The sequence below is a fragment of the Streptomyces sp. DT2A-34 genome (assembly GCF_030499515.1).
GTDB lineage: Bacteria > Actinomycetota > Actinomycetes > Streptomycetales > Streptomycetaceae > Streptomyces.
The window spans coordinates 6,515,558-6,541,795 of record NZ_JASTWJ010000001.1; the positions used below are offsets into that span (position 1 = coordinate 6,515,558).

Annotated in this window: 25 protein-coding genes; 16 read left to right on the forward strand and 9 right to left on the reverse strand. The window is 70.5% G+C overall.

Translation table 11 applies throughout. From position 1 onward, the window contains the following. Positions 1 to 103 precede the first annotated feature (103 nt). Together speB and QQM39_RS29245 are read left to right on the forward strand one after the other, a co-directional pair. Positions 104 to 1,084, forward strand: a complete 981-nt coding sequence (speB, locus tag QQM39_RS29240; protein ID WP_302000542.1) for an agmatinase — start codon at positions 104 to 106, stop codon at positions 1,082 to 1,084. Further along, entirely contained in the window at positions 1,081 to 2,775 is a 1,695-nt protein-coding gene (locus QQM39_RS29245; protein WP_302000543.1) for a thiamine pyrophosphate-binding protein, read from the forward strand. Before speB ends, QQM39_RS29245 begins: the two co-directional genes overlap by 4 nt. 4 nt (positions 2,776 to 2,779) lie before the next feature. Here the strand turns inward: QQM39_RS29245 and QQM39_RS29250 are convergent, their stop codons facing one another. The 3 genes from QQM39_RS29250 to QQM39_RS29260 all read right to left on the reverse strand — a co-directional run bounded on the left by QQM39_RS29250 (position 2,780) and on the right by QQM39_RS29260 (position 6,443). Beyond that, positions 2,780 to 3,016 carry a hypothetical protein gene (locus QQM39_RS29250; protein ID WP_302000544.1) on the reverse strand — a complete coding sequence of 79 codons (237 nt, stop codon included), beginning with the start codon at positions 3,014 to 3,016 and terminating at the stop codon, positions 2,780 to 2,782. Between the two features lie 118 nt (positions 3,017 to 3,134). After that, a complete protein-coding gene (locus QQM39_RS29255) occupies positions 3,135 to 3,938 on the reverse strand; it encodes an endonuclease I family protein (protein ID WP_302000545.1) in 804 nt (267 codons plus the stop codon). A 219-nt stretch (positions 3,939 to 4,157) separates the two neighbouring features. Continuing rightward, entirely contained in the window at positions 4,158 to 6,443 is a 2,286-nt protein-coding gene (locus tag QQM39_RS29260) for a glycosyltransferase family 39 protein (RefSeq protein ID WP_302000546.1), read from the reverse strand. A 202-nt stretch (positions 6,444 to 6,645) separates the two neighbouring features. On the opposite strand from QQM39_RS29260, the gene QQM39_RS29265 reads away from it, so the two are divergent. The 6 genes from QQM39_RS29265 to QQM39_RS29290 are packed head-to-tail and all read left to right on the forward strand — an operon-like array spanning position 6,646 to position 10,572. Then, positions 6,646 to 7,038: a hypothetical protein gene (locus tag QQM39_RS29265; protein ID WP_274239138.1), complete on the forward strand. Its 393-nt coding sequence runs from the start codon at positions 6,646 to 6,648 to the stop codon at positions 7,036 to 7,038. Positions 7,039 to 7,072: 34 nt separating this feature from the next. Then, complete coding sequence (locus QQM39_RS29270; RefSeq protein WP_302000547.1) at positions 7,073 to 7,561, forward strand: hypothetical protein; 489 nt, start codon at positions 7,073 to 7,075, stop codon at positions 7,559 to 7,561. Then, positions 7,558 to 8,244: a hypothetical protein gene (locus QQM39_RS29275; RefSeq protein ID WP_302000548.1), complete on the forward strand. Its 687-nt coding sequence runs from the start codon at positions 7,558 to 7,560 to the stop codon at positions 8,242 to 8,244. Before QQM39_RS29270 ends, QQM39_RS29275 begins: the two co-directional genes overlap by 4 nt. Continuing rightward, on the forward strand, positions 8,241 to 8,942 hold the full coding sequence (locus QQM39_RS29280; protein WP_302000549.1) for an ABC transporter ATP-binding protein: 702 nt from the start codon (positions 8,241 to 8,243) through the stop codon (positions 8,940 to 8,942). Before QQM39_RS29275 ends, QQM39_RS29280 begins: the two co-directional genes overlap by 4 nt. 53 nt (positions 8,943 to 8,995) lie before the next feature. Further along, positions 8,996 to 10,132 carry an ABC transporter permease gene (locus QQM39_RS29285; RefSeq protein WP_302003764.1) on the forward strand — a complete coding sequence of 379 codons (1,137 nt, stop codon included), beginning with the start codon at positions 8,996 to 8,998 and terminating at the stop codon, positions 10,130 to 10,132. Between the two features lie 35 nt (positions 10,133 to 10,167). Beyond that, positions 10,168 to 10,572, forward strand: a complete 405-nt coding sequence (locus QQM39_RS29290) for a hypothetical protein (protein WP_302000550.1) — start codon at positions 10,168 to 10,170, stop codon at positions 10,570 to 10,572. Positions 10,573 to 10,633: 61 nt separating this feature from the next. Here the strand turns inward: QQM39_RS29290 and QQM39_RS29295 are convergent, their stop codons facing one another. Together QQM39_RS29295 and QQM39_RS29300 are read right to left on the reverse strand one after the other, a co-directional pair. Then, entirely contained in the window at positions 10,634 to 10,849 is a 216-nt protein-coding gene (locus QQM39_RS29295) for a DUF397 domain-containing protein (protein ID WP_302000551.1), read from the reverse strand. Further along, positions 10,842 to 11,639 (reverse strand): helix-turn-helix transcriptional regulator, encoded by a 798-nt coding sequence (locus QQM39_RS29300; protein ID WP_302000552.1) that lies wholly within the window; start codon positions 11,637 to 11,639, stop codon positions 10,842 to 10,844. The genes QQM39_RS29295 and QQM39_RS29300 overlap by 8 nt, the downstream gene beginning before the upstream one ends. Positions 11,640 to 12,006: 367 nt before the next feature. On the opposite strand from QQM39_RS29300, the gene QQM39_RS29305 reads away from it, so the two are divergent. Beyond that, on the forward strand, positions 12,007 to 12,348 hold the full coding sequence (locus tag QQM39_RS29305) for a hypothetical protein (protein ID WP_302000553.1): 342 nt from the start codon (positions 12,007 to 12,009) through the stop codon (positions 12,346 to 12,348). Here the strand turns inward: QQM39_RS29305 and QQM39_RS29310 are convergent. Beyond that, complete coding sequence (locus tag QQM39_RS29310) at positions 12,309 to 12,800, reverse strand: amino acid transporter (protein ID WP_302000554.1); 492 nt, start codon at positions 12,798 to 12,800, stop codon at positions 12,309 to 12,311. The genes QQM39_RS29305 and QQM39_RS29310 overlap by 40 nt on opposite strands. A gap of 61 nt (positions 12,801 to 12,861) precedes the next feature. On the opposite strand from QQM39_RS29310, the gene QQM39_RS29315 reads away from it, so the two are divergent. The 4 genes from QQM39_RS29315 to QQM39_RS29330 all read left to right on the forward strand — a co-directional run bounded on the left by QQM39_RS29315 (position 12,862) and on the right by QQM39_RS29330 (position 19,158). Beyond that, a complete protein-coding gene (locus QQM39_RS29315) occupies positions 12,862 to 13,755 on the forward strand; it encodes a serine hydrolase (protein WP_302000555.1) in 894 nt (297 codons plus the stop codon). A 53-nt stretch (positions 13,756 to 13,808) separates the two neighbouring features. After that, positions 13,809 to 14,843, forward strand: coding sequence for an esterase-like activity of phytase family protein (locus QQM39_RS29320; RefSeq protein WP_302000556.1), 1,035 nt, complete (start codon positions 13,809 to 13,811; stop codon positions 14,841 to 14,843). Between the two features lie 88 nt (positions 14,844 to 14,931). After that, positions 14,932 to 18,663, forward strand: a complete 3,732-nt coding sequence (locus QQM39_RS29325; protein WP_302000557.1) for an ABC transporter ATP-binding protein — start codon at positions 14,932 to 14,934, stop codon at positions 18,661 to 18,663. A gap of 102 nt (positions 18,664 to 18,765) precedes the next feature. Beyond that, positions 18,766 to 19,158: a hypothetical protein gene (locus QQM39_RS29330; protein ID WP_302000558.1), complete on the forward strand. Its 393-nt coding sequence runs from the start codon at positions 18,766 to 18,768 to the stop codon at positions 19,156 to 19,158. A gap of 4 nt (positions 19,159 to 19,162) precedes the next feature. Here the strand turns inward: QQM39_RS29330 and QQM39_RS29335 are convergent, their stop codons facing one another. Beyond that, positions 19,163 to 19,810, reverse strand: a complete 648-nt coding sequence (locus tag QQM39_RS29335) for a hypothetical protein (RefSeq protein WP_302000559.1) — start codon at positions 19,808 to 19,810, stop codon at positions 19,163 to 19,165. A 130-nt stretch (positions 19,811 to 19,940) separates the two neighbouring features. Then, on the reverse strand, positions 19,941 to 21,803 hold the full coding sequence (locus QQM39_RS29340; protein ID WP_302000560.1) for a glycoside hydrolase family 3 protein: 1,863 nt from the start codon (positions 21,801 to 21,803) through the stop codon (positions 19,941 to 19,943). 467 nt (positions 21,804 to 22,270) lie between these two features. On the opposite strand from QQM39_RS29340, the gene aroA reads away from it, so the two are divergent. The 3 genes from aroA (at position 22,271) to QQM39_RS29355 (ending at position 24,956) form a co-directional block, all read left to right on the forward strand. Further along, on the forward strand, positions 22,271 to 23,506 hold the full coding sequence (gene aroA, locus QQM39_RS29345) for a 3-phosphoshikimate 1-carboxyvinyltransferase (protein WP_302000561.1): 1,236 nt from the start codon (positions 22,271 to 22,273) through the stop codon (positions 23,504 to 23,506). A 13-nt stretch (positions 23,507 to 23,519) separates the two neighbouring features. Further along, entirely contained in the window at positions 23,520 to 24,149 is a 630-nt protein-coding gene (locus QQM39_RS29350) for a GNAT family N-acetyltransferase (protein WP_302000562.1), read from the forward strand. 225 nt (positions 24,150 to 24,374) lie between these two features. Next, entirely contained in the window at positions 24,375 to 24,956 is a 582-nt protein-coding gene (locus QQM39_RS29355; RefSeq protein ID WP_302000563.1) for an alpha/beta hydrolase, read from the forward strand. Here the strand turns inward: QQM39_RS29355 and QQM39_RS29360 are convergent. Then, positions 24,937 to 26,175 carry an MFS transporter gene (locus tag QQM39_RS29360; protein WP_302000564.1) on the reverse strand — a complete coding sequence of 413 codons (1,239 nt, stop codon included), beginning with the start codon at positions 26,173 to 26,175 and terminating at the stop codon, positions 24,937 to 24,939. The genes QQM39_RS29355 and QQM39_RS29360 overlap by 20 nt on opposite strands. Between the last annotated feature and the right edge of the window lie 63 nt (positions 26,176 to 26,238).

Sequence of the window (26,238 nt, forward strand, 5' to 3'; positions counted from 1 at the left end):
CCCGGACTCGCATCGGAACCGGTGCCGGCTCACCCGTAGAGTCGTAGGCGTAGGCATAAAACCCGCATACGCGATGGAAGCTTAGAAAAGAAGGCATTTCACAGTGACTGGCAACGAGACGCCCCGCGGCCCCGTCGACTCCTCCCGCATCCCGCGGTACGCCGGACCCGCGACCTTCGCCCGGCTGCCCCGCCTCGACGAGGTCGGCCGCGCCGACGTGGCCGTGGTCGGCGTGCCGTTCGACTCAGGAGTCTCGTACCGGCCCGGCGCCCGCTTCGGCGGCAACGCGATCCGCGAGGCCTCCCGGCTGCTGCGCCCGTACAACCCGGCACAGGACGCCTCGCCCTTCGCCCTCGCCCAGGTGGCGGACGGCGGCGACATCGCGGTCAACCCGTTCAACATCAACGAGGCCGTCGAGACCGTCGAGGCCGCCGCCGACGACCTGATCGGCACCGGCGCCCGCCTGATGACCCTGGGCGGCGACCACACCATCGCCCTCCCGCTGCTCCGCTCGGTCGCCAAGAAGCACGGCCCGGTCGCCCTGCTCCACTTCGACGCCCACCTCGACACCTGGGACACGTACTTCGGCGCCGAGTACACGCACGGCACCCCGTTCCGCCGCGCGGTGGAGGAGGGCGTCCTCGACACCGAGGCGCTCTCCCACGTCGGCATCCGCGGCCCGCTGTACGGCAAGCAGGACCTGACCGACGACGAGAAGATGGGCTTCGGCATCGTCACGTCGTCGGACGTCTACCGCCGCGGCGCCGACGAGGTCGCCGACCAGCTGCGCCAGCGCATCGGCGACCGGCCCCTGTACATCTCCATCGACATCGACTGCCTCGACCCGGCGCACGCCCCCGGCACCGGCACCCCCGAGGCGGGCGGCATGACCTCCCGCGAGCTGCTGGAGATCCTGCGCGGCCTCGCGTCCTGCAACCTGGTCTCGGCGGATGTCGTCGAGGTGGCGCCCGCGTACGATCACGCCGAGATCACGTCGGTGGCCGCGTCCCACACGGCGTACGAACTGACCACCATCATGTCCCGCCAGATCGCGGCGGCCCGGAGGGAGAACGACGGCAAGTGACCCACGACCACGACCTGGTGCTCCGCCCGACGCAGGCGCAGATCGCCGCCGCTCTGAACCCTCCCGCCGGCCGCAACGGCGGGGACCTGGTCGTGGAGACGCTGGCGGCGCTCGGCGCGACGACGGTCTTCGGGCTGCCCGGCCAGCACGCGCTGGGCATGTTCGACGCGCTACGGCGCTCCGACCTGCGGTACATCGGCCTGCGGGTGGAGAACAACGCCGGGTTCGCGGCGGACGCGTACGGCCGGATCACGGGCGAGGCGGCCCCGCTGCTGCTGTCGACGGGCCCGGGGGCGCTGACCTCGCTGGCGGCGCTGCAGGAGGCGGCCGCGGCGTCGGCCCCCGTCCTGGCGATCAGCAGCCAGGTCCCGACGGCGGGACTGGGTGGTGGCAGGCATGGGTATGTGCACGAACTCCCGGACCAGGCGGCATCGTTCAGGGGCGTGGTGAAGTCCGTCCACACGGTCCGCACCCAGTCCCAGATCCCCTCCGCCATCGAGGCGGCCTGGAAGTCGGCGCTGACGGCCCCGCACGGCCCGGTGTGGGTGGAGATCCCGCAGGACGTACTGCTGGCCGAGACGTCGATCCCGGTCGTGACGGGCGGCGACGCCTTCCCCGAGGAGCTGCCGCCACGCCCCGAACTGACGGCGGTGGCGGCCGACCTGCTGTCGCGAGCCGCCCGCCCGGCGATCATCGCGGGCGGGGGAGTGGTACGGGCGGACGCCTCGGGCAAGCTGAGGCAGCTGGCGGAGGCGCTCCAGGCACCGGTCGTCACGACGCCCGGCGGCAAGGGGGCGTTCCCCTGGAAGCACCCCCTGTCCCTCCAGTCGTGGATCGAGGACCGGCACACGACGGACTTCCTGGAGGACGCCGACGTACTCCTCGTGGTCGGCTCGGGTCTGGGCGAACTCTCCTCGAACTACCACACGTTCAAGCCGCGCGGCCGGGTCATCCAGATCGAGGCCGACCTCGGCAAGCTGGAGTCCAACCACCCCGCGCTGGGCATCCACGCGGACGCGCGGCCGGCGTTGCAGGCGCTGCTGGAGACGGTGACGGAGCGGGAGGACCCGGGGGCCGGGGAACGCGTACGTGAGGTGCTCGCCAAGGTCGCCGACCGCATCGCCGCCCAGGAACTCACCCTGGAGCAGGCGGTGTTGGCGTCCGTACGCCGTGCCCTCCCCGCCGACTCCCCGTCCTTCTGGGACATGACGATCCTCGCCTACTGGGCCTGGTCGGCCTTCGACGCCAAGGGCCCCAACCACATGCACTCCGCCCAGGGCGCCGGCGGCCTCGGCTACGGCTTCCCGGCGGCGCTCGGCGCGGCGGTCGCGGACCCGACCCGCCCGGTGCTCGCGGTGTCCGGCGACGGAGGGGCCCTGTACTCGATCGCCGAGCTCGCCACGGCCCGCCAGTACGACCTGAACGTCACCTGGCTCATCGTCGACGACGGCGGCTACGGCATCCTGCGCGAGTACATGACGGACGCGTTCGGCGAGGCGACGGCGGCGGCGACGGAGCTGACGCGGCCGGACTATGCGGCCCTCGCCGAGTCCTTCGGCGTCCCCGGGGTGCGTACGACCCCGGAGACACTGGAGGCCGACCTGGCGAAGGCGCTGTCCGAGCCGGGGCCTTCGGTGGTCGTACTCCCGGCGGTGCTGCGGATGTTCGCGCCGACGCACCTCACGAGGTGATACCTCAGAGGCCCTGGTCACGCGTGTCGTGGATGTGGTCGCGGTCGTAGCAGGCGTCGTCCACCGCGGGGCCGGTCCACGGTGCGGCTGCCGGGACGAGCGCGAGTGCCTGCCTGCAGAGGTTGGCGGCGGAGTAGCCGGCGATGTTGATACGGCCCCGGTCGCCGTCGTCGGCGTGGGCCGGGGTGGCGAGTACGAGGGCTGCCATGGTGAGCGCGGCGAGCGCGCTGATCTTCTTCATAGCCGGGTCAACGGCATCGGATCGGCGCAGGTCATTCCGCTGTACAGGTGGTGACCGAGAGCGCCAGGGGCCGACGAGGCCCCTGGCGCGCTACGGCGACTGAACAGGGTTCGGTCGCCTACCAGATCGCCTCGACCCACTCCGGGTGGTCGATGAACGGGTTGCGGTTGCCCTGGTAGCTGTCGTAGATGACCTCGTTGCGGCGCTCTTCGAAGGCGTCCGGCGGGTCCTCGTCGTTCCAGGCCTTCAGGACCGAGAGGCGGCCGTGGAGGGGGACGCTGCCGTTGGTGACGGCGTCGTTGGGCTCCAGGTCGGGCCAGCTGTCGTCGCCCTCGTAGCGGACGGCCATGTAGAGGATCATGCGGGCCACGTCGCCCTTGACGGCGTCACGGGGCTCGAAGGAGTTGGAGTCGGTCAGGCTGCCACCGGAGTTGGTGAAGCTGCTGCCGCCGTTGTCGAAGTCCTTGTTGCCGCGGATGCTGTTGACCTGCACGTCCTCGGGGCGGAGGTGGTGCAGGTCGGTGCCCGGGCCGGCCGAGGTGCCGAAGTCGCCGTGGGACTGGGCCCACACGTGCTCGCGGTTCCAGTTGCCGGTGCTGCCACCGTTGAGGGACTTGCTGCGGGAGATGCCCGAGTAGAGCAGCTTCACGTTGCTGCTGTTGTTCGGGTCCTGGTCGGTGACCTTCAGGGCGTTCCAGACGGCCGAGTACGAGATCGTCGTCTGGTCGCTGATGATCGTGTGCAGCGAGTCCTTCAGGGCCGTGCCGGACTTGCCGATCGCGTCGGCGTAGTACGTGTCGTCGTACTCGGTCGTCGTCGCCGCGGCCGGGGTCGCCGTCAGCGCCGGGGTGAGAGCGACCAGGACGGCGGCCGTCGTCAGTGCCACTGACTTCCAGCGGGGGCGTGTGCGTGTCGCCAGCATGTGGGGTGTCCCATCTACGCGGGTTGAATGGAGGCGGCAAACGGGAGAGTGGCATGGACATGCGGGCGTGTCGAGAGCTTGCGCGTGTCCATTGGGTGACGGGAAACGGCAAATCGGGGCTTGTCTACGCGAGTTGACGCACCCCGTGGGGGCGGTCGAGGGCGCGAAACGGCCCCCGACGGGAGGGTCGGGGGCCGTTGGGCGTGGAGTCGGCCGGTGTCAGTTCACGTCCGACGGGTCCAGACGGTAGACGGTCGACTGGTTGGTCTGCGAGGAGTTGTCCGAGCCGGAGTCGGATTCCGCGTCCGTGTCCGAGCCGGCAGTCGAGCTGTACTCGCTCTCCTTCACCGCCGTCCCGTTCTTCTGCACCCACTCCGTGACCTCGGAGCTGACGCTGCCGCCGCCGGGGCCGCCGCCCCTGCCGCCGCCACCGAGCTGGATGTAGTGCAACTCGCCCTTCTTCACCAGCTCCTTGAGCTTGGCCAGGGTCATCGCGTTGTCGGAGCCGGACCAGCCCCACATGGAGATGACGGGTTCGCCGCTGCTCAGGATCAGCTGGGCCGCGCTCTGCGAACTCGACACCGCCAGCAGCCACTTGGCGCCGTCCTGGTGCTTCTTGAGGTACGTGACGAGCTCGCTGCTCGCGCCGCCGCCCATACCGCCGCCTCCGCCGAAGCCGCCTCCGCCCATGCCGCCCCGCAGGGCCCTGCCTCCCCCGCTGTTGCCGGTGCCCGTCTCGCCGGGGGCGATGCCGCTGTTGCCGGTGCCGTTCGGGGGCGTACCGCCCATCTCGCCGGTGCCGCCGGGAGCCTGGCCGTTCTGGCCGTACTGACCACCGGCTTGCCCGTTCTGGCCGCCGGCCTGGGTGTTCTGCCCGCCCTGCTGAGTGCCGCCCCCCGGCATCTGACCGTCACCGCCATCGAAGCCACCCCGGCCGCCGCCACCGCCCCCACCGGGACCGCCGCCGAAGCCGCTCCCCGTCGAGGGCCCGGCCGTCGGGTTCGTACCGCCCATGCCGCCGCCCGAACCGGACGGCACCGACCAGGCGTACGCCGCCGGACCCGCCACCGCGGCGACGACCGCCGCCGTCACGGAGGCCGCCAGCAGCCGCAGCCGGTTCCCGGACGCGGACCGGAAGACGAGCAGCCCCACGATCGCCGGCGCCATGACGACGGCGATCGCCGGCCACAGCCAGGTGTTCCAGCCGGAGGCCCGCCGCAGGAGTACGACGGCCCAGATCGCGGTGACCGCGAGGCCCGCCGGCAGCACCCACGCCCACCGCTTGTCGGCGCGGAACGCGCGCAGCAGCATCACGCCGCCGCCTCCGCACAGAGCCGCGATGCCCGGGGCGAGCGCGGTCGTGTAGTACGGGTGCATCGTGCCCTCGGCCATGGCGAAGGTCAGGTAGTGCAGCGCGGTCCAGCCGCCCCAGAGGAGCAGTGCGGCGCGGGTGAGGTCGGTGCGCGGGGCGCGCCCGCGCAGGATGAGACCACCGATGCAGGCGATGGCCGCGAAGGGGATCAGCCAGGAGATCTGGCCGCCGAGGATGTCGTTGAAGAGACGCCCGATCCCGGCGGTCCCGGAGAATCCTCCGCCTCCGCCTCCGCCACCGCCGCCTCCGCCGTTGCCCTCGCCGCCGAGGATCCGGCCGAGGCCGTTGTAGCCCATGATCAGGTCCCAGGCCGTGCCGTCCGTCGAACCGCCGATGTACGGGCGCTCGTCGGCGGGCACGAGGGAGACGGCCGCCGCCCACCAGAAGCTGGAGACGGCGAGTGCCACCCCCGCGATCAGCAGGTTCACGATCCGCTTCACGAGCTTGGGCCTGGCCGCGTACAGGTAGACCGCGAAGACGGCGGGCAGCGCGATGTAGCCCTGGAGCATCTTCGTGTTGAACGCGAGGCCGAAGCACACCGCGGAGCCGACCAGCGGCAGCAACTTGCCGTTGTGCACGGCCCGCAGGGCGAGCGCCGCGCCGCCGGTCATCAGGAACACCAGCAGGGTGTCGGGGTTGTTGTCACGGTTGATGGCGACGGTGATCGGCGTCAGGGCCAGTACCAGGGCGGCGACCGTCGCCGCGCCGTGGCCCCACACCCGCTTCACCGAGGCGTGCACGATCCAGATCGTCGCCAGCGCGACCAGGATCATCGGCAGCATCATCTGCCAGGTGCCGTAGCCGAAGACCCGGCACGACAGTCCCATGACCATCAGGGCGAACGGCGGCTTGTCGACGGTGAGGAAGTTCCCCGCGTCCAGCGACCCGAAGAACCACGCCTTCCAGCTCTGCGTGCCGCTCAGGACGGCCGCGCTGTAGAAGCTGTTCAGGCTGGACCCGGAGAGGTTCCAGGAGTACAGCACCGCCGCCAGGATCAGGATCGCGATCAGCGCGGGGAGCGACCAGCGGGGGGCCTTGTCCGGGGGTGCGGCGGGCGGGGCCGCCGGTGGGGCCTGCGGTGGCACGTCGGGGGGCACGGTCGGGTGGGCGTGGGGATCGGTGGCTGCTGTCACCCGGGCATCGTGTGAGGTGGGGGTGGGTGCGGGCTGTGCCGGACCTGGCGGCTGGCTGTGAAAACTCAAAGTAGTCCGCAATGGGGTGCTGAAGAGGAGCCAGAAGATTGAGAGTTGAAGTAAAGACTCCCTCGTGTCATGATCACGGCCGCACCAAGTGAACCGATGTGACCACTCGGTTCCACCACATGCAGGGGGAATCATGCGCAAGCGCGCTACCTTTGCCATGGCCGCAGCCGGTGCGGCCTTCCTCGCCACGCTGACGTTCGGCGCGGCCCCGGCCTCGGCTGTGATCGACGAGAAGATCTCGGGCACCGTGTACGACGACGGCTGGTCCCACTACAAGATCAAGCGGTGCGCACAGCGCGACGTCGTTCTCGATGTGCAGAGTTCGCCTGACGACGACGACATGTACCACTACGCGTCCAAGAGTCAGGGTGGTGGCGGGTCCTACGGCACCAAGCAGGTCGACGAGTTCACCGGGGCCAAGTACATGGGGCTCCGCTCCGGCTGCTTCTACTGGAACTCCCGCCAAGAGGAGGGCCTCATCGAAACGGACTGGGAGGACGTCTGGTACGGGGAGATCGACTACTGACAGCCCCGGCCTGAACGATCAGCGTGGAGCAAGCATGAAAACGCGCCAGTACGTACTCCTGTCCTGTCTCCTGGTGATGGGCCCCGCACTCTCCGCCTGTGGCGGCACGTCTGAGGCTTCCGACGGCTGGGAGAGCAAGCAGGAGGTGACCGCCGAGGTCAAGAAGCTTCGTGCGGACACCGAACTGCCTCCCGGCGGCAAGTGGAACGCGGAGGTGTCGGGCTCGGACGACGACCACTACCAGACGGGATCGGCCGATGCCCTCGTCCTGGACGAGGCACAGTGCGAGTGGTACGCGTACTGGCTCGATCGCACCGAGTCGTCCGACGACAAGGCCGCGGCGACGGCACTGAAGCACTTCGTCGTCCTGCATGACATGCCGGCCTACAAAGCCAACGACAAGTCGTACCGGGAAGTCGTGCAGTCCGTCGAGGACGCGGCGGAACTGGGTGACCCGAGCGGAGTCCAGGGATTCGTCCGGGACAACTGCGAGGGCATGCAGGAAGGCAGCGACTACCAGTGAGGCTGCGGCGCATCGGCCTCGGCCCCGCCGCCGTGGCCGCGCTGTTCGGTGTGATCGGTGGCATTGCGTCCTGGGCCTTGTTGGGCACGGCCCAGCAGGGCCAGGCGAGCGTACCTGTCCAGGAACAGGGCGAAAACCATGTCGAGCCCGCCGTGGTGACGGTCCGTACGGCCGACGTCACCAGCGTGCTCACCATGGAGGGTCGGATCGCGAAGGAGTCCGGGCGCCATGTCGCACAGGCCACTGTCGCGCCGGCCCACCTGTACCGCTTCATCGACACCCCGCGTACCGCCAAGGTGAAGATCGTGGATGGTCCCGAGGCCTTCACCTGTGGTGACGTCACCGTCGGCGCTGACCCGTCCGACCCCTCCGGTGACGTCCTGTTCACTTGCACCGTGCCCACGTCCGTCAAGGTGTTCACCGGGCTCCCGATCAAGGTGGCGGTGGCCACCGGGCACGCCGACAACGCGGTTACGGTGCCGGTCAGCGCGCTGTCCGGAACAGTGGGATCGGCTCACGTCACAGTCGTCGACGACCAGGGCGGCCGCAAGCAGCGGCAGGTCGTCGTCGGTGTCGTCAACGGTGTCGTGGCCCAGGTGACCAAGGGACTCGAAGCCGGCGAGAAGGTGCAGGATCCAGTGGCGGACGCCTTGGTCGGCGCCGGTGTGGGGGAGAGCGGGTGACGCTGTCTCTGCGGGGTGTCACCAAGACAATCCCCCTCGGCGACGGGCGGCACGTCGATCTCATCAGGGACCTGGACTTCGACCTGGCGCCGGGTGACTCGGTGTCCGTCGTGGGCCGCTCCGGCAGCGGCAAGAGCAGCCTCCTGAACATCCTGGGACTGCTCGACCGGCCGACGAGCGGACAGGTGGAACTCGACGGCCAGAGCCTGCTCGGCCTGCCCGACCGCAAGCTCTCGACGATCCGGGGACGGCACATCTCGTTCATCTTCCAGCAGTTCCACCTGCTGCCCAGACGGACCGCGCTGGAGAACGTGTGGACGCCCCTCGCTCACATTCGGGACCGCGCACTGTGGCGGCAGCGCCGTGAACTGGCTGCCGAGGCGCTGGCCCGGGTCGGCCTGACCGGCAAGGAAGACGCGATGCCGGAGACCCTCTCCGGTGGTGAACAGCAGCGAGTGGCCATTGCTCGCGCGCTGGTCCACCGGCCGCGGTACGTCCTCGCCGACGAGCCCACCGGGGCGCTGGACGGTGAGACCGCCCACAGTGTCATGGACCTGCTCCTCGACGTGGCCCGCTCCCAGCGGGCCGGGCTCGTCCTGGTGACCCACGACGCCCAGCATGCCACCGCAACCGAACGACAACTCAGGCTCGACGAAGGAACGTTGGCACCTCTGGTGCCGGAGGGGAAGATGCGGTGAACAGTGTCCTTCCCCTACTCTCCTCCGCCTGGCAGGAGTTGCGGGTGCACCGGGTGCGTTCGCTCCTCGCAGGGCTGAGCGTGGTGATCGGAGTTGCGGCCCTGGTGGCCGTCGTCGCCATGGGAGACCTCGGACGGGCCGCTGTCCAGGAGCAGGTGGAGCGTACGGTCGGCCGTCCCGCGACCCTCTCGGTCCATCTGACGGCGGATGGAGAGCAGACCGCGTCCAGGCCATCGGTGGACCGCAACGCGGCGTGGATCAGGCAGCTGGGGGTACGGGCGCTATCACGTGTGGAGGTGCGCCAGGCGCAACTCGATGCGGTGTCGTCCTCTCCGGTCCCGCCGCTCGGCGTGACGGTCATGGGTGTCGACGGGGCCTATGGGTCCGTCAAGCGCATGGACCTCCTCGCCGGGCAGTGGCTCCCGGAAAGGAAGGCAGAGCCCTGGGCTCCGCCGCTCTACCTCAACGCCGAGGCAGCCGAACACTTCGGTGTCGACCACAACGCCCTGGGCTCCCGCCTCTCGATCGAGGCGGACACCCCGACCCGGGGAATCGTCCTCGGCGTTGTCGACGACTCCCGCAACGAGCCGGTCGCCTACACGGACATCCGGTCGCTGCGGAAGTGGTACTCGGAGTCCACGGCTCCCGAGACGGCCGAGATCCTTCTGACCGTCGCGCCGTCGGAGGCCGAGTACGTGACCTCCGCTGTTCTGCACCACCTGGCATCGGCTGGCCTTACAGGCAGCGAACGAGTCCAGCGGGTGGACGATTTCTCCGCGTACGAGCGAATCCTCAAACTCCTGCAGGCTGTACTCGGAGCCATTGCGGGAATCTCGCTCGTCACCGGCGGAATCGGCCTGATGAACCTGACGCTTTCGCAAATACAGTCGCGTGTCCACGAGTTCGGAGTGCGCCGCGCGTTCGGCGCGTCCCAGTCCCACATCTTCGCCATCATCCTGTGGGAATCCGTCATCCTCACGGCGGTCTCGTCCCTGCTTGGAACGCTCCTGTCGGCAGGCGTATTCAACGCCGCCCTGTTCATGGTGCCGGACTTCTCCGGCGGAATTCAATTCCCCGTCACGGCGGCCCTCATCGGAAGTGCGGCCGCCATTCTCATCGGCGTCGTCTCGGCGCTGGTACCGGCCCTGCGCGCCGCGCGGCTGGACATCATTCGCGCGATTCGCACGTGACGGCGAGTCGTGCCCGGAAATGAGAGATCGAATATATGCGAACCAAGACAGTAACCGGCCGACTGGTCACAGGGGCCGTCTGTGCCCTCGCTGCCGTCGTGCTGACCTCCTCCCCGGCGTCCGCGGCGCTGACTGTGGAGCGATTCTCCGGGCTGCTGTACGACGACGATTGGTCGCACTACAGCAATCGGCGGTGTGCCACGGATCCGGTGAAGTTCTACCTCGACAAGTGGCCCGACGGTGACGGCACGCGCCACATAGCCTCCGCCAACCAGGGAGGTGGCGGCACCGAACGGGGTGAGAAGTACGTGGCCGGCAAGGACAGCAGCAAGAAGTCCATGGGCTTCTCTTCCGGCTGCTTCTACTGGAACACCCGTCAGTACGAAAGCACCTTCGAGGTGGATGGCGAAGACAACTTCATGGGACAGATCGAGTATTGATCGCCGACTGTTGCGGACGGTGGGCGGGGGCGGCGTGCCGTACCCCGCCACCTTGCCGTCCTCAGGGCTGAGATGCCTTGATGGACGTGACGAAGGCAGACCAGTCGGCGGCGGAGAAGACCAGCGCCGGGCCGTGCGGGGCCTTGGAGTCGCGGACGGGGATGCCGGAGGGGTGGTTGTCGAGGACTTCGAGGCAGCTCCCGGCGTTGTCATCGCTGTGCGACGACTTGCGCCAGCCGCTCAGCGTGGCCGCGTCCGGGATGGTGCGCTCAGTCATGGTGCCCGTACCCCTTCGCAGTGGCCCTGAGCAGGGCCAGTGACTCCTTCAGCGGCAGTGCGTCGCTCATCGCGAGATCGTAGCGGTGCTGCAACTTCCGGACCATGGACGGGGAATCGTGCAGCTTTCCCACGTGCCCGCCCTCGGTGTATGCCAGCGGCGGCTGGTCCTCGAACCACATCAGCGTGATCATGCTGGTCATCAGCGGATGATGGCCCACGTCAAACGGCAGCACATGCACGCGGATACGTCCAGTCTCGGCGAGCTGAACGACGTGCATGATCTGCTCCGTCATGACGTCCCCGCCGGCCACCGGGCGTCGCAACAGTGTCTCGTCCAGCAGCGCCCACACTACGGGCGTCAACGGGTCTTCGAGGATCTTCGCCCGCTCAAGGCGTGTGACAACGCGCCTGTCACATTCCTCTTCACTCACCGGGGGGTACGCCGCGCCCAGAACCGCACGCGCGTACCTCTTCGTCTGGAGGATGCCCGGGAAGTACGCCAAGGCGAACTCGCGGATCGTCACTGCCTGCTGTTCGAGTACGAGCACCTTCTCGAAGTACTCGGCGATCGACTTCTCGTCGTCCTGCGGCAGAAAGCTGCTCAGCACATCCCCCGTGCCCAGAGCCGTATCCAGCCGCCGAGCATCCTCCTTGGACGGCACCCGCCGCCCCGCCTCGATATGCGCGATGTGCGAACGCGTCATGACCGCCTGGTCCGCCAACTGTTGCTGCGTCAGCCCTGCCGCCTCGCGTCGCGCCTTGAGCCAGTCGCCGTACATCGTGCCCATTGGATCAACCCCCTTGTGACAAATGCTCTGTCACACGCTTCCCTCTGGCGAGGCTAGCCCGATCCGTCTCAGTCTGTGAGTTGATCGCTACAGAACGCGATACCCCCGCGACCGTCCAACCGGTCCGGGGGCGTGGTCATCAACAATCGCTAGGAGCCGACGACATGAGTCACCGTATCGCCCTTCTCTGCGCGCCGCTGCTACGTCTTCTGGGCTGCCCGGTCCGGAAGCGAAGGCGCGTTCTCGACGGCCCGACCGTCCGCCAAACCGGCGTCCACACGCCGAAGGAGGCGGCACCCCTGGTCGCCGTACCCGGCGTCGGTGTCGGGTCCTGCGGCATCCCCGCGTCGTGCATGGTGGTCACTCGATGAACGACGTTCGCCTGCTTCCCTGGACCGGCGAAGGCGGCAAGCCGTGCTACCTCGACACCGACGGTACCGGCCACGTCTCCCGCGTGGCCGACACCATCGAGCGCGTACAGCTCGGGATGGCCGGCGACCTCCTCGACCACGTGGCCGACATGCTCGCCGACCGCCGGACGCCGCCGACACCCGCACAGCTCCGGTTCCTGCTGGCCCGGATGAGCGAGGCGCTGAGCGATGTCCGTCGGATCGCGGAGAGCCGGGGCGCGCGTCTCCCCGTACCTCCCTGCGACGAGCCCGACCAGGATCAGAAGTGCGTGGCGATCCCGAACACCCGCCGCAACTGAGCCATGTCGTGCCGGTCACGGTCCGACGGCTCGTAGCCCTGGTGGAAGTGGACCTGTTGCTCGGCGGACAGGCACGGGACCGGCGTCCCGCCGAGGGCGCCCGTCACGAAGGCCGACGCGGGGTAGACGAACGGCCGCGACGGCTCCAGTGACGCCTGCACCGCCGAGCCGTCCTCGGCGAAGACCAGCGGATGCAGATCGATCTCCCGGCCGTCCGGCGCCGTGACCACGAAACGGACGGGACGCCAGTCCACGGTCTCCGCGAAACCCGCGTCCGCCAGGGCCGCCACCACCGCCGCCTCCTGTTCCTTGCGGTGCATCAGGTCCAGGTCCCGGTGGTCGCGGGTCTGCTCGCCGAGCAGGGCGTCGATGCCCCAGCCGCCGCCGACCCAGATGTCGGTCTCCGCCTCGCGCAGCAAGGTCAGGACGGTCAACACGTCGTCAGCTGTCATCACTCTCACAACCTCTCACGCCCGTACAACCTTTCTCTCGGCCTCGCGAGTCAAGAGGGGCATGACTCACGAGACATCGAGCGGGACATCGAGCAAGAAGCCGAGAGACCTTTCCAGGCGGGCCAGAGCGCTCGTCGCGGCCGGCGTGGGTGCCGGCGTGCTCATAACGGGCGTCGCGGCCGCCTCGCCCGCCGCCGCGGCGACCACACCCACCGTCAGCTGCACGTCCGCCAAGGCCGGCCTGGCCGACAAGCTGAAGAAGGACATCACCGCCGCCCTGGCCAACCGCAGGGGGACCATCGCGGTCGGCCTGTACGACCGTTCCACGAACACCACCTGCGCGCTCAGGGCCTCCAGTGCCTACGACTCCGCCAGCGTCGTCAAGGTCACCGTCCTCGCCGCGCTGCTGTGGGACGCGAAGAAGCACAACCGGTATCTCACCGACCGTGAGGTGTCCCTCGCCAAGGCCATGATCACCAAGTCGGACAACGCGGCGACCAGCACGCTCTGGAAGCAGCTCGGTCTGACGAAGATCAAGGGCTTCCTCACGGCCGCCGGCATGACCCAGACCAAGCCCGGCGCGAACGGCTACTGGGGCCTGACCCAGATCACCGTCACGGACGAGCAGAAGCTGCTCAAGCTCATCACCGCCAAGAACACGGTGCTCAGCGACAACGCCCGCGCCTACATCCTGAAGCTGATGGGCCAGGTCATCTCCTCGCAGCGCTGGGGGACGCCGTACGGAGTGCCGTCCGGTGTCACCGTGGCCGTCAAGAACGGCTGGCTGTCACGGTCCACCCACGGCTGGCGGGTGCACAGTGTCGGCGCCTTCAAGGGCGGCGGCCACGACTACATGATCACGGTCCTCACGCACGGCAACAGCACCATGAACTACGGCATCGCGACCATCCAGGGCGTCGCCAAGGTCATCCACCGGGACCTGGCGGCAAGCTGACGTTTCACGTGGCAGCCTCCCGTCCGTCACCGTGTCGTCCTACGGTGACGGCCATGCGCCTGAGAACCGTACTCGCGACCGTCACCGCGTCCCTGGCGGCGGCCACCTGCCTGTCTGCCGCCGGGCCCGCCAACGCCGGGCAGAGCAACGCCTGTTCGCCCTCCGTCTCCATCGACCGCTTCTCCGACGCGCTCGACAAGACGACCTACGAGGGCACCTTCGTCGGCAACTTCTCCGCGCTCGCCGTCGACCGCGACGGTTCGCTCGCCGCCGTCTCCGACCGCTCGGCCCTCTTCAGCCTCGACCGGGAGACGCTCGCGCCGCGGGCCGTCGTCCCGCTCGCCGACGAGAGCGGTGCCGCCCTCGACTCCGAGGGGCTCGTCGTCGACCGGGACGGGACGCGGTTGATCTCGTCCGAGACCGAGCCCTCCGTACGCCGCTACTCCCGCGACGGCAAGATCCTCGACCGCCTCCCCGTGCCGGACGAGCTGTTGGTCGCCCCGGCGGGCCGCGCCGTCTCCAACGGCACCTTCGAGGGGCTGACCCTGCTCCCCGGCGGCCGCACCCTGCTCGCGTCGATGGAGTACGCGCTGAACGGCGACAGCGCCGGTCTCGTCCGCTTCCAGACCTGGCAGCGGACCCGGACGGCGGGCGGCCACTTCGAGCTCGGCGCCCAGTACGCCTACCGCACCGACACCGGTCTCGGCGTCCCCGAGGTCCAGGCGACCCCCGACGGCCGCCTCCTCGTCCTGGAGCGCGGCTTCACCTCCGGTGTCGGCAACACGGTCCGCCTTTACCTGGCCGACCCGCGCCGCGCGACGGACACGAGCGGCGTCGAGAACCTCACGGACCCCACGGGTCAGGACGGCGTACGTCTGATCAAGAAGACCCTCCTGGCGGACATCGCCGCGTGCCCGTCCCTGGGCGCCACGGCCAAGCAGCCCCAGCCGAACCCGCTCCTCGACAACATCGAGGGGATGACGATCACGGGCCGTACGAACGCTCGCCTGAAGGTGCTCCTGGTCAGCGACGACAACCAGAACGCCGTACAGACCACACGGTTCTACTCCCTGCGTGTCCGTATCTGATCGGTCGCCGATCGTTACAGCGGGATGAAATCCGCCTCTGTCCGTGTTGGTGCCTTCCGGTAGATCAGGGCGAACGGAGGGCACCGGCGTGGCAGCGCAGCAGGGGTGGGCGAGACGACTGTGGGGCTACGCGTGGCGCTACCCCAAGGATGTGATCCTCGCCCTCGGCTCCTCGCTCGGCGGTATGGCCGTGATGGCGATCGTCCCGCTGATCACGAAGGTGATCATCGACGACGTCATCGGCGACCACAGCCGCAGCATGGCCGTCTGGGCGGGCCTGCTGATCGCCGCCGCGCTCGCTGTCTACGTCCTCACCTACATCCGCCGCTACTACGGCGGCCGCCTCGCCCTCGACGTCCAGCACGATCTGCGCACGGAGATGTTCGGGACGATCACCCGGCTCGACGGGCGGCGGCAGGACGAGCTGTCCACCGGGCAGGTCGTCGGGCGGGCCACCAGCGACCTCCAGCTGATCCAGGGCCTGCTCTTCATGCTCCCGATGACCATCGGGAACTTCGCGCTCTTCCTGATATCCCTGGTCGTCATGGCGTGGCTGTCGCTGCCGCTCACGCTCGTCGCCCTCGCCGTGGCACCCGCGCTGTGGTGGATCGCGGGGCGCAGCCGCACCAAGCTGCACCCGGCCACCTGGTACGCCCAGGCCCAGGCCGCCGCCGTCGCCGGCGTGGTCGACGGGGCCGTCAGCGGCGTGCGCGTGGTGAAGGGGTTCGGTCAGGAGGAGCAGGAGACCGGGAAGCTCAGGGAGGTCAGCCGGCGGCTCTTCGCGGGGCGGCTGCGCACCATCCGGTTCAACTCCAGGTACACCCCGGCGCTCCAGGCCGTGCCGGCGCTCGGCCAGGTCGCCATGCTCGCGCTCGGCGGGTGGCTGGCGGTCCGCGGGCACATCACCCTGGGCACTTTCGTCGCCTTCTCCACCTACCTCGCCCAGCTGGTCGGGCCGGTCCGGATGCTCGCCCTGGTCCTCACGGTGGGGCAGCAGGCCCGCGCGGGCACCGAGCGCGTCCTCGAACTGATCGACACCGAGCCGTCGATCAAGGACGGCACCAAGACGCTGCCCGCCGACGCGCCCGCGACCGTCGAGTTCGACGACGTTTCGTTCGGATACGACGACGCCTCCGGCAAGACCCGTCCCGTCCTCGACGGGCTCTCCTTCGTGATCCAGCCCGGCGAGACCCTCGCCGTCGTCGGCTCCTCCGGCTCCGGCAAGTCCACCGTCTCCCTCCTCCTCCCGCGCTTCTACGACGTCACGCGCGGCGCCGTCCTCGTCGGCGGCCACGACGTCCGCGAGCTGACCTTCGACTCGCTGCGGGCCGCGATCGGGCTGGTGCCCGAGGACTCCTTCCTCTTCTCGGACACGGTCCGCAACAACATCGCGTACGGCCGCCCCGACGCGACCGAGGAGGAGATCCGTAAAGCCGCCGGCGCCGCCCAGGCCGACCGCTTCATCGCCGAGCTCCCCGACGGTTACGACACCAAGGTCGGCGAGCACGGCCTCACCCTCTCCGGAGGCCAGCGTCAGCGCGTCGCGCTCGCCCGCGCGATCCTCACCGACCCCCGACTCCTCGTCCTCGACGACGCGACCTCGGCGGTGGACGCCCGGGTCGAGCACGAGATCCACGAGGCGCTGAGGCACGTCATGGAGGGCCGGACGACTCTGCTGATCGCCCACCGGCGCTCCACCCTCAACCTCGCCGACCGCATCGCCGTCCTCGACGCCGGCCGCCTCGCCGACATCGGCACGCACGAGGAACTCCAGGAGCGGTCCGCCCTCTACCGCCGCCTCCTCACCGACCCCGACGAACTCGGCGGCGTCTCACCCGGCCACGTCCAGCCCGCCTCCCCCCGGGAGGACAGCTCCGTACGCGACGAACTGGACGCCGAGTTCGACGCCGAACGCGGGGTGACGCCGAGGCTGTGGACCGGCGACCGCGAGCGCAAGGACCTGGCGCTGACCGAGTCCCCGGCCACCCCCGAGCTCCTCGCCCAGGTGGAGGCGTTGCCCCCGGCGGCCGACACCCCCGACATCGACGAGGCCGGTGCGGTCCGGCCGGAGGAGTCGTACGGCCTGAAACGGCTGCTACGGGGCTTCGGGCGCCCGCTGCTGATCAGCCTCGGCCTCGTCGCCGTGGACGCCGGCATGGGACTGCTGCTCCCGATCCTGATCCGGCACGGCATCGACTCGGGCGTCACGCAGGCCGCCCTCGGCGCGGTCTGGGCGGCCTCCCTGCTCGCCCTGCTCGCCGTCACGGCCCAGTGGGCGGCGCAGGTCGGCGAGACCCGCATGACCGGGCGCACCGGCGAGCGCGTCCTGTACTCCCTCCGTCTGAAGATCTTCGCCCAGCTCCAGCGGCTCGGACTCGACTACTACGAGCGGGAGTTGACCGGCCGGATCATGACGAGGATGACGACGGACGTCGACGCGCTGTCGACCTTCCTTCAGACGGGCCTGGTCACCGCCTTCGTCTCCGTCGTCACCTTCTTCGGCATCATGGTCGCCCTGCTGGTGCTCGACCTTCAGCTCGCGCTCGTCGTCTTCGCGACGCTGCCGCCGCTGATCGTCGCGACGTACTTCTTCCGTCGGGCGAGCGTGAAGGCGTACGAACTCGCCCGGGAGCGTGTGTCGTTGGTCAACGCCGACCTGCAGGAGTCGGTGTCGGGGCTGCGGATCGTGCAGGCCTTCCGGCGCGAGCGGGACGGCGGCGCGCGGTTCGCCGAGCGCAGCGACAGCTACCGCCAGGCCCGTATCCGGGGCCAGTGGCTGATCTCGATCTACTTCCCCTTCGTGCAGTTCCTGTCGTCGGCGGCCGCGGCGGCGGTGCTGATCGCGGGCGGGGCCCGGATCGACGACGCGACGCTGACGACCGGTGCGCTGGTGGCGTACCTGCTCTACATCGACCTGTTCTTCGCCCCGGTCCAGCAGCTCTCCCAGGTCTTCGACGGCTACCAGCAGGCCACGGTCTCGCTCGGCCGGATCCAGGAACTGCTCCGGGAGCCGACGTCGACGAAGGCGGCCGACGAGCCGCTGGAGGTGCTGTCGCTGCGGGGCGAAGTCGCCTTCGAGGACGTGCACTTCAAGTACGGCGACGAGGAGGAGGCACTCAGCGGCATCGACCTGCGCATACCCGCCGGGCAGACGGTGGCCTTCGTCGGCGAGACCGGCGCGGGCAAGTCGACCCTCGTCAAGCTGGTCGCCCGCTTCTACGACCCGACCGGCGGACGGGTCACCGTCGACGGCACGGACCTGCGCTCCCTGGACCTCACGTCGTACCGGCACCGGCTCGGCGTCGTCCCGCAGGAGGCGTACCTCTTCCAGGGCACCGTCCGGGACGCCATCGCCTACGGCCGCCCGGACGCGACGGACGCCGAGGTCGAGGCCGCCGCCCGGGCGGTGGGCGCCCACGAGATGATCGCGACCCTCGACGGCGGCTACCTCCACGAGGTCGCCGAGCGCGGCCGCAACCTCTCCGCCGGGCAACGCCAGCTGATCGCCCTGGCCCGCGCCGAGTTGGTCGACCCCGACATCCTGCTCCTCGACGAGGCGACGGCCGCGCTGGACCTGGCCACGGAGGCCCAGGTCAACCAGGCCACGGACCGGCTCGCGGGCCGCCGGACGACACTGGTGGTCGCCCACCGTCTGACCACGGCCGCGCGGGCGGACCGGGTCGTCGTGATGGACCACGGTGAGGTCGCCGAGGACGGTACGCACGAGGAGTTGTTGGCGCGGGGCGGGCGGTATGCGCGGTTGTGGCGGGTGTTCGTGGGGCAGTCCGAGCCGGAGGAGCCGGTCGGGGCGTCCCGATAGGTCCCGTGAACGTGTCCGCGTGACGGTCGTGCAACCATCCGGCATACGCCGTGCGTCCGTACACCAGTACGCTCATTGCCGGTGTACGGGGAGGACAACACTGTGGACAGAGGTGCGATACGCCGACGACTGGCGGTCGGCCTGGCGTTGCTGACCGCGTCCGGACTGCTCGCGGTCGCGGCCCCGGCCGAGGCGCAGGCCGCCGCCCCCACGCGCTGCGAGGGGCGCAAGGTCAAGACGTACCCGTTCTCCACCGGCACGCTGTACGTCTACAAGCGGGGCGGCTACGTCTGCGCCATCACCAAGCCCAAGGATCCCGGCCGCGAGCAGTGGATGATGGTCAGCGTGCAGGCCCGCCGCGCCAACGCGGTCGTCGACGAGTGGTACTACAGCCACCGGGCGGGACCGGTGACGGTGCATGCCGGGCAGCGGTGTGTGTGGGTGAAGGGGCGGGTGGGCAGCGGGTCGGTGAGCAAGGGCTGGATCCTCTGCTGACCGCTCACACCGGCCGCGCGCACCCCACCGGCTTCTCGCCGCCCAGTTGGACGTACAGGGCCGTCGACAGGGGGCAGTCGGCCCGTTCGCCGACGGACTTGGTCACCTTGTACTGCGGCTTCCGCTTGCCCTCGCCGTCGCAGGACGTCTCGCGGACCTGGCCGTCGCCGGAGCCGTAGACGCAATCGCCGACGATCGTGCGGGGGCCGCCTCCGCCGCCGGGATCACCGGGGTGGGGCGACGTCAGGTTGCGCATACAGGCGTAGCCCTGCGGAACGGCGCCGTCGCCGTCCTCGTCGGACGTGCGGCTCTGTTCGCTGATGTGGAGGACGAAGTCCGTGGTCCCGGGACACAGCGGTCCGTCGCCCACCTTGCCGTCGTGCCGCGCCACGACCCGCGCCGCCGCCCGCTCACTGGTGCAGGACACCTCGGTGAAGCTCGACGTCCCGAAGGAACTGCACTCGTCGACGCCGAGGAACACGGCGCCGTATCCGGCGGGCCGGGTCGGCGTCACCTGCTGCTCGCTCGCGGTCCTGTCGAGCCGCCCGTCCTCCTCCTGCGCCGCCCCTGACGGACTCTGACAGCCCGTCAACAGCGTGCTGAGCAGCCCCAGCAACGCACAGGCCACCCCCACGGCACTTCTCCCACGCATTGCACTCCCCCCGGTACCCCCGTCCAGCGTGGCCCGCGACCACGGGCGCACGCCAGACATGTGGGGTCCTTTGCGCCGGTCAGGGGTGAGTGGGGGCGGTATATGGCGTACGGGTACTACGTCCGAAGTGCTACGGCCGCCAGCCGCTCCCGTACGACAGCCCGTGTCCGATCGGGTACAGCACCCGCGTCGGATCGTCCGCCCGCTGCACCGGCACCGGCAGCCTCCCGCGCGGTGCCACCCGTCCGGCGATCACCCGCGCGGCCGCCCGCAGCTCGACGTCGGTCCAGGAGTACGCGGCCAAGTAGGCGGGGACTGCGGGCAGATGGGCGACGTCGTACGGGTTGCGGATCGCGACCGCCACCACCGGCCGCCCCGTCGCGAGGAGTTGCCCGACCAGCGTCTTCTGCGTACTGCTCGCCGTGACGTTGTACGTCCCGACCACCACCGCGTCCGCCGCCCGGGCCGCCGTCACGGCCCGGGCGATGGTGTCGGCGGAGGGCGCCGTACCCGTGGACAGGGCGGTCGCCGTGAAGCCCAGGTCGGTGAGGGCGGCGGCGAGCACGCCGGTCGGTGGTCCCGTCGTGCCGGACGGGGAGGCCGGGTCGGCGCCGACGACGAGGACCTTGGGGTGGGCCCGGCGTGACAGCGGGAGCACTGAGCCCTCGTTGACCAGCAGGGTCGTCGTCCGCTCGGCGATGCGGTCGGCGGTCGCCAGGTGGGACGGGGTGCCGACGTTGCGGTCGACCCCGTCCTGGCTGACGTACGGCTCCTCGAACAGCCGCAGCTTCGCCTTCAGCCGCAGGATCCGCAGGATCGACTCGTCGAGCCGCGCCTCGGTCAACTCGCCGCCCTGGACGGCCTTCAGGACCGCGTTCCACGCGATGTCGAGGGAGGGCGGGTTGAGGAGCTGGTCCACGCCCGCCTTGAGCGCGAGGACGGGAACGCGGTCGTCGCCGTACTTCGTCCGTACGCCCTCCATGCCGAGTGAGTCGGTCACCACGACCCCGTCGTAGCCCAGTTCCTCGCGCAGGATGCCGGTGAGGATCGGGTGGGAGAGGGTGGCCGGGTCGCCGGAGTCGTCGAGGGCCGGGACCATGATGTGCGCGGTCATGATCGAGTCGATGCCGGCACGGACGGCGGCCCGGAAGGGCGGCGCGTCCAGCTCGTCCCACTGCTCGCGGGTGTGCGTGATGACCGGGAAGCCGTAGTGGCTGTCGACGGCGGTGTCGCCGTGGCCCGGGAAGTGCTTGGCGGTGGCGGCCACTTGCCGCGACCGCTGGTATCCGGCCACCTCGGCGGCGACCAGGCCGGCCACCGCGGCCGGTTCGGCGCCGAAGGAGCGGACGCCGATGACGGGGTTGGCGGGGTTGACGTTCACGTCGGCCACGGGGGAGTAGTTCTGCCGGATGCCGAGCGCTTCGAGTTCCCGACCGGCGATCCGGCCGAGGGTGCGGGCGTCGGCGCGCGAGCCGCCCGCACCGATGGCCATGGCGCCCGGGAAGAGGGTGGCGGGCTCACCGACGCGGCAGACGATGCCGTGCTCCTGGTCGGTGGAGACGAGGACCGGCAGGCCGCGGGGCTGGGTGAGGGACGCCTTCTGGATGCCGTTGGAGAGGTCGGCGATCTGATGGGGGTCGCGGGTGTTGTGCGCCCAGGTGAAGTAGATGATGCCGCCCACGCGGTATCCGGCGATCAGCTCGGCGGCTGTGCGGACGCCGAGCTCCTTGAGGTTGGCGTCGATGTCGGCCTGGTCGGGGGCGGTCGCGGAGTGGCCGTAGACCCGCGTGACGAAGAGCTGGCCGACCTTCTCCGGCAGGGTCATCCGGGCGATGAGGGCGCGCAGTTTCCTGTCGTCCGGGGCGCCGGCGTGGGCGGTGCCGCCGACGGCCAGGGCGGTGGTGACGCCGGCGGTGGCCGCGAGGACCGTACGTCTTGAAGGGGTCGCGGTGTTTCCCGTGCTTCCTGTGCTCCCCGTGCTGGTGTCGGGCACGTGCGCTCCTTCCGGAGGTGGTGCGCTGAAGGAAACTTCCGAGAAGTCACCAATAACCGGGAAGTTTCTGCCGGTCAAGGGAACGGGCCGCAACCGAAGACGGGAAGAAGACGGGAAGCAGAGAGCAGAGGGGCCGCCATCGGCGCAGTTGGAGGGGGCGCGCCGATGACGGCGTGCTGCCGGCCGCGGTACGGCGGAGAGGGTGGTCAGCGATCGCAGCCAGCAGCGAGGGCCGACACCGCACCGTGGTGACTCTCCGACAGCTCGCGGGTTGGACGGTCGGGGGTGGGGCTGGGTTCCCGGGGGTGGCCGGAATCCGCGAAGTCGGTAGGCGCGGGATCGCCGGGTTCCACGTGACGCGTGGGCAGGGGCGTGCGCGTGACGCGGGGGCAACAGGAGAGGCCCCGCGCGGGTCCATCCCGTGGACGTCGCGGCGCCGAGGCCGACGCCCGGGTGATCATGAGGCCATGTCCGCAGTCGACATCCCCGGTTCCAAGTCCATCACCGCCCGCGCCCTCTTCCTGGCCGCCGCGGCCGACGGTGTCACCACCCTCGTAAGGCCGCTGCGCTCCGACGACACGGAGGGCTTCGCCGAGGGGCTGACCCGGCTCGGCTACCGCGTGGGCCGGACCCCGGACACCTGGCAGGTCGACGGCCGCCCGCAGGGCCCCGCGGTCGCGGAGGCGGACGTCTACTGCCGCGACGGCGCGACGACGGCCCGCTTCCTGCCGACGCTGGCCGCGACCGGCCACGGCACCTACCGCTTCGACGCCTCGCCCCAGATGCGCCGCCGCCCCCTGGGACCTTTGAGTTCGGCCCTGCGCGACCTGGGCGTGGACCTGCGGCACGAGGAGAAGGAGGGCCACCACCCGCTGACGGTCACGGCGGCCGGCGTCGAGGGCGGGGAGGTGACGCTGGACGCGGGACAGTCGTCGCAGTACCTGACGGCGCTGTTGCTGCTCGGGCCGTTGACCCGGAAGGGCCTGCGCATCACCGTCACCGACCTCGTCTCGGTGCCGTACGTGGAGATCACCATCGCGATGATGCGGGCGTTCGGGGTGGAGGTACGGCGGGAGGGGGACGTCTTCGTGGTGCCGCCGGGCGGCTACCGCGCCACGACCTACGCGGTGGAGCCGGACGCGTCGACCGCGAGCTACTTCTTCGCGGCGGCGGCTGTCACGGGCGGCGAGGTGACGGTCCGCGGGCTGGGCGAGGGCGCCCTGCAGGGGGACCTGGGCTTCGTGGACGTACTGCGGCGCATGGGCGCGGAAGTCGAGAGCGGCGCGGACGGCACGACGGTCCGCGGAACCGGCGAACTGCGCGGCATCACGGTCAACATGCGGGACATCTCCGACACGATGCCGACACTCGCCGCCCTCGCGCCCTTCGCCTCCGGGCCGGTGCGGATCGAGGACGTGGCGAACACCCGGGTGAAGGAGTGCGACCGGCTGGAGGCGTGCGCGGAGAATCTGCGGCGGCTGGGGGTGCAGGTGGCGACGGGCCCGGACTGGATCGAGATCCAGCCGGGTACGCCTGCCGCGAGCGGGGCGCGGATCAAGTCGTACGGCGACCACCGCATCGTCATGTCCTTCGCGGTGACCGGGCTGCGGGTGCCCGGTATTTCGTTCGACGACCCCGGGTGCGTACGGAAGACTTTCCCGGGCTTCCACGAGGAGTTCGGGGCGCTGCGCGCGAGGTTGTGACGGAGGTTGTCGGGTGAGCTTCAAGCTGGTGGGGCCGGTCCTGGAGGGCGCGCTGGTGCGCCTGGAGCCGCTGGGGCATCGGCATGCGGCGGATCTGGCGGTGGCGGCGGAGGAGGACCGGGGCACCTACGCGTTCACGTGGGTGCCTAGGGCCCATGAGGTCGGCGACTACGTCGACGCGCAACTCGCCCGCGCGGCGACGGGGCGGCTGGCGCCCTACGCGCAGGTCTCCGTCGCCTCGGGCCGGGCGGTGGGCGCCACCTCCTACTGGGAGCCGCGCCACTGGCTCTCCGACGACCGACTCGACGCCATAGAGGTCGGCTTCACCTGGCTCGCCCGCTCGGCGCAGGGCACGGGCGTGAACGCCGAGGCCAAGCTGCTCCTCTTCCGGCACGCCTTCGAGGAGTGGGGCGTGTCCCGGGTGGACCTGAAGACGGACGCCCGCAACGAGCGCTCCCGCGCGGCCATCGAGAGTGTGGGGGCCCGCTTCGAGGGGGTGCTGCGCAACTGGTCCCGTTCCTGGGCGCCGGGGGAGGAGGGGCGGCTGCGTGACTCCGCGATCTTCTCGATCACGGCGGAGGAGTGGCCGCAGTGCCGGGGCCGGCTGGAGAAGCGGGTGGCCTCGCGCTCTTGCCGCGCGTGACACCAACTTCCTGGCCGGGGACGACAGTTGGCGAGACGGCCCGCATCTCCAGCCCGTCCGGCGTTTGAGGACGAGGCCCGTTCAGGGCCGAAGCGGGGGTCCAGGGGGCGGCAGCCCCCTGGCGGGGTGGAAGGGGGCGGAGCCCCTTCGGGATGGGACGGGTAGGGGCGGCGGGGGCGAAAGACCACTGGACCGGGGCGGCGATGATCGGAAACCATCGCGGCCATGACCGCCTACCTCATCCTCCACGGCTGGCAGAACCACCGCCCCAAGGACCACTGGCAGCACTGGCTCGCCGACCGTCTCACCGACCTCGGCCACCAGGTCGTCTACCCGCAGCTGCCCGACCCCGACGACCCCGAACTCGAGGTCTGGCTGGAGGAGTTGGCCCGGCACCTCGGCAAGCTCGGCACGGCGTCGGAGCGGGTCGTCGTCGCGCACAGCCTGTCCGCCGTGCTGTGGCTGCACGCTGCCGCGCGCGGGCTGCCGGGCCTCGACGCCGTGAACCGGGTGCTGCTCGTCGCCCCGCCGTCCGGCACCGTGCTCGCCCGCCACCCGGAGGTCGCCCGATTCGCCCCGCCACCCCTGGACTTCCCCCTCCCCGGCCCCACCCGCCTGGTCGCCGGCGACGACGACCCGTACTGCGAGGAGGGCGCCGACACCCTCTACGGCCACCCCCTCGCCCTCCCGACCGACATCCTCCCCGGCGCCGCCCACCTCGACCTGGACGCCGGTTACGGGCTGTGGCCCGCCGTCCTGGGATGGTGCCTGGACCCCACCGTGCCGCTCATGGCCCGTCCGGAGTAGCCGTGCCGTCCCGCAGTTCCGGCGTGCTCGCACCGACGTAGGCCACCGCCAGCACGCACAGCAGCCCGCCCGTGACGAGGGCGGTCGCGCCGGACGACCAGCCGGCGACCAGGCCGGCGCGCAGATTGCCGAGGTGCGGGCCTCCCTGGCCGACGATCTGCTCGGCGGCCGTCACACGGCCGAGCAGGGCGTCAGGGGTGCGGGTCTGGACGATCGTGGCGCGCGAGACAACCGACAGGGCGTCGGCGGCACCCGCCACCACCAGCAGCCCCAGCCCCACCCACGGGCTGGTCGTCAGGCCGAACAACGCCAGCGCCACGCCCCACGTCGCCGCCCCGCACAGCATCACGAGGCCGGGGCGGCCCAGGCGGGTGACCGAGCCCGACAGGGCCGTCGCCGTGACGCCGCCCACCGCGACGGCCGAAAGGAACAGGCCGAGGGTGCGCGGGTTGCCCCCGAAGCGTTCGGCGTTGATCAGGGGGAAGAGGCTGACCGGCATGGAGAGGACCGTGGCGGCGAGGTCGGTGATCAGCGCGCCGCGCACCACCCGGTTGCCGGCCAGGAAGCGCAGCCCGTCCAGGACGCCGTGCAGCCCGGCCCGCGACGGCTCGCCCTCGGGCGGCAGCGCGGGCAGGCCGAAGGCGCCGTAGAAGGCGAGACCGAAGCTCAGGGCGTCCAGCAGATAGCAGACGCCGATGCCGAACCAGCCGAGGAACAGTCCGCCCAGCGCCGGGCCGAGCAGCATCATCGCCTGGCCCGTGACCTGGTTGAGGGCCAGCCCGGCCGCCACCTGCTCCTTGGGCAGCAGCCGCGGCACGAACACGCCCGCCGCCGGGCCGCCGACCGCGCCGAAGCAGGAGCCGGCCGCCACCAGGGCGAGGATCCCGGCCACCGGCACACCTCCGGTGAAGCCCTGCACCGCGAGGAGCAGCACGCACACCGCCTGCCCGACGGTGGCGACCAGGAAGATCCGCCGCCGGTCGCCCCGGTCCACCCACGACCCGGCGAACAGACCCACACCCACCATGGGCAGCGCCTGCGCCAGACCGACCGCACCGCTCCAGACCGCGCTGTGCGTCATGTCCCAGACCTGGAACAGGACGGTCACCATGGTCATGAAGCTGCCGAGCACGGACACCGCCCGCCCGATCAGCAGCCGCCGGAAGACCGGGGAGGTACGCAGCGGCCGTACGTCCATCAACGTACGGGCGAGGCTCATGAGGGCATGGCGGGGCGCGGAATGGGTTCGGGCACGAGGGGGGACGTTATACGGCGGCCCTCG